Origin of the sequence: Microbacterium sp., assembly GCF_049661145.1 — a bacterium.
In the GTDB taxonomy this organism is placed as follows: Bacteria; Actinomycetota; Actinomycetes; order Actinomycetales; family Microbacteriaceae; genus Microbacterium.
Genome location: NZ_JBASZT010000132.1, coordinates 1 through 2,072, shown reverse-complemented (window position 1 = coordinate 2,072; position 2,072 = coordinate 1). Strand labels below are relative to the sequence as shown.

Here is a 2,072-nt window from a genome sequence, read left to right as displayed (position 1 = left end):
CGACGCCGACCCGACGCGTGATGTCGCTGCGCCCGACGCGAAGCGACACCACGCGTCGGCTCACGCACCCGAGTTCTCCCGTCGGGCGCTGCAGGAGCTGATGTGGGCGGATGCCGGGTTGGTGCGCGACACGGCAGGACTGGAGCACGCGGCATCCGTCATCGCAGCCTGGCGCGCACAGTCCCGGGCCGCTGCCTCGGAGGCCGAGCGCGAAGACGAGAACCTGCTCCGGGTTGCCGAACGGCTGGTCGCCGCCGCCCTCGCCCGCACCGCGTCCGTCGGCGCCCACTTCCGGCGCGACGCCGCCGTGTCGCAAAAGCAGGCTGAACCTGGCTTAGAGGCACCCCGAGAAGCCCTCCACAGCCGATCCAGCCTGCTTTCGGAACACGAAGCGCCGCTGAGGGGACCGGCGACGGCGGCCGATCGGGCAGAACCGGCGGTCGCGGCATGCTGACTCGCGCGCACATCGACCGCGTCGTCGCGGCCGCGCTCGAGGAGGACGCTCCGTGGGGCGATCTCACGAGCACATACCTCATCCCGGCGGATGCCGTCGCCACCGCGGACCTCGTCGCGCGCGAGCCGGGAGTGTTCAGCGGCGGCACGGTCTTCGCAGCCGCTTTCGCCCTGACGGACGAGGCGATCGAGGTCACCCGGTACGCCACCGACGGAGACGAGTTCGCGACCGGCGCAGTGCTCGCGAGCGTCACGGGACCTGCGCGCGGAGTGCTGACCGCAGAGCGGATCGGCCTCAACTTCGTGCAGCGGATGAGCGGCATCGCCACCCTGACGCGCCGCTACGTCGCCGCCGTCGAAGGGACCGGCGCGCGCATCGCCGACACGCGCAAGACCACCCCTGGTCTGCGCGCCCTCGAACGGCACGCCGTCCGCAGCGGCGGCGGTCGCAACCACCGCTTCTCGCTGTCGGACACCGTCATGGCCAAAGACAACCACCTCGCTGTGCTGACGGCGGATGGGACGAGCGTGACCGACGCGCTTCGCGCGGCGATCGCCTCTCTCCCCCACACCGCCCACGTCGAGGTCGAGGTCGATCGCCTCGACCAGATCGAGCCGGTGCTCGCGGCCGGGGTCGGCGCGCGCGGGGTGGGGACGATCATGCTCGACAACTTCTCCCTCGCGGACCTCCGCACCGGCGTCGCTCTGATCGCGGGGCGCGTCACGGTGGAGGCATCCGGCGGTGTGACCCTGGAATCCGTGCGCACCGTCGCCGAGACCGGCGTCGACGTCATCTCGGTCGGCGCCCTGACCCACTCCGCAAGGGCCCTCGACCTGGGCCTGGACGTCCGCGTCACTCCGGGCAGACCCGGGGCCGCCGGTCGCCCCGACGCAGCGGGCTGATGCGGTATCTCGACCACGCTGCGACGACCCCGGTGCGCCCCGAGGTCCTCGAGGCGATGCTGCCCTACCTCACGGAACGGTTCGGCAACCCGTCGAGTCATCACACCGTGGGCGAGGCGGCGGCATCTGCTCTCGCCGAAGCGCGCCGCCGCGTCGCCCGCGTCGTCGGGATGCGGCCGGCCGACATCGTCTTCACCTCGGGCGGCACCGAGGCCGACAACCTCGCCATCAAAGGCCTCGCAATCGGCGCCGCGCTGCACCGCGGCGCACCCGTGCACGTGATCACGACGACGATCGAGCACGAGGCGGTGCTCGCGTCGTGCACGTACCTGGAACGCGTGCACGGGTTCGCTGTCACGCGAGTGCCCGTCGACGGCACCGGCCGCGTCGAGCCTGCCGCCATCGCGGCGGCGCTACGCCCGGAGACGGCGCTCGTCACGATCGGGTACGCCAACAACGAGGTGGGCACGGTGCAGGATGCCGCGGCCGTCGCCGCTGCGATCGCCGCCGCCACGGCAGCCACAGCCACGACTGCCGCGGCCACCCCGCGCTCTGTTCCGCTCCACCTCGACGCTGTGCAGGCCGCGGGGTGGCTGCCGCTGTCGGGCACCGGCGCGGACGCCCTCTCGATCGCCGGCCACAAGATCGGCGCCCCGCAGGGCACCGGCGTGCTCGCCGTGCGCGGTCGACTGCCACTGGAGCCGTTGCTGCACGGC

The 2,072-nt window shown here is 72.8% G+C and carries 2 protein-coding genes and 1 pseudogene; all 3 read left to right on the top strand.

What is annotated here, in order from left to right:
• Positions 1–454, top strand: a pseudogene (locus tag WBP48_RS05860) (hypothetical protein); the annotation flags it as partial.
• Positions 448–1,356: a carboxylating nicotinate-nucleotide diphosphorylase gene (gene nadC / locus WBP48_RS05855; protein WP_424437478.1), complete on the top strand. Its 909-nt coding sequence runs from the start codon at positions 448–450 to the stop codon at positions 1,354–1,356. The pseudogene WBP48_RS05860 and the gene nadC, both read left to right, overlap by 7 nt.
• Positions 1,356–2,072 (top strand): cysteine desulfurase family protein (locus tag WBP48_RS05850; protein ID WP_424437475.1); only part of this gene is annotated, 717 nt, incomplete at its 3' end. The genes nadC and WBP48_RS05850, both read left to right, overlap by 1 nt.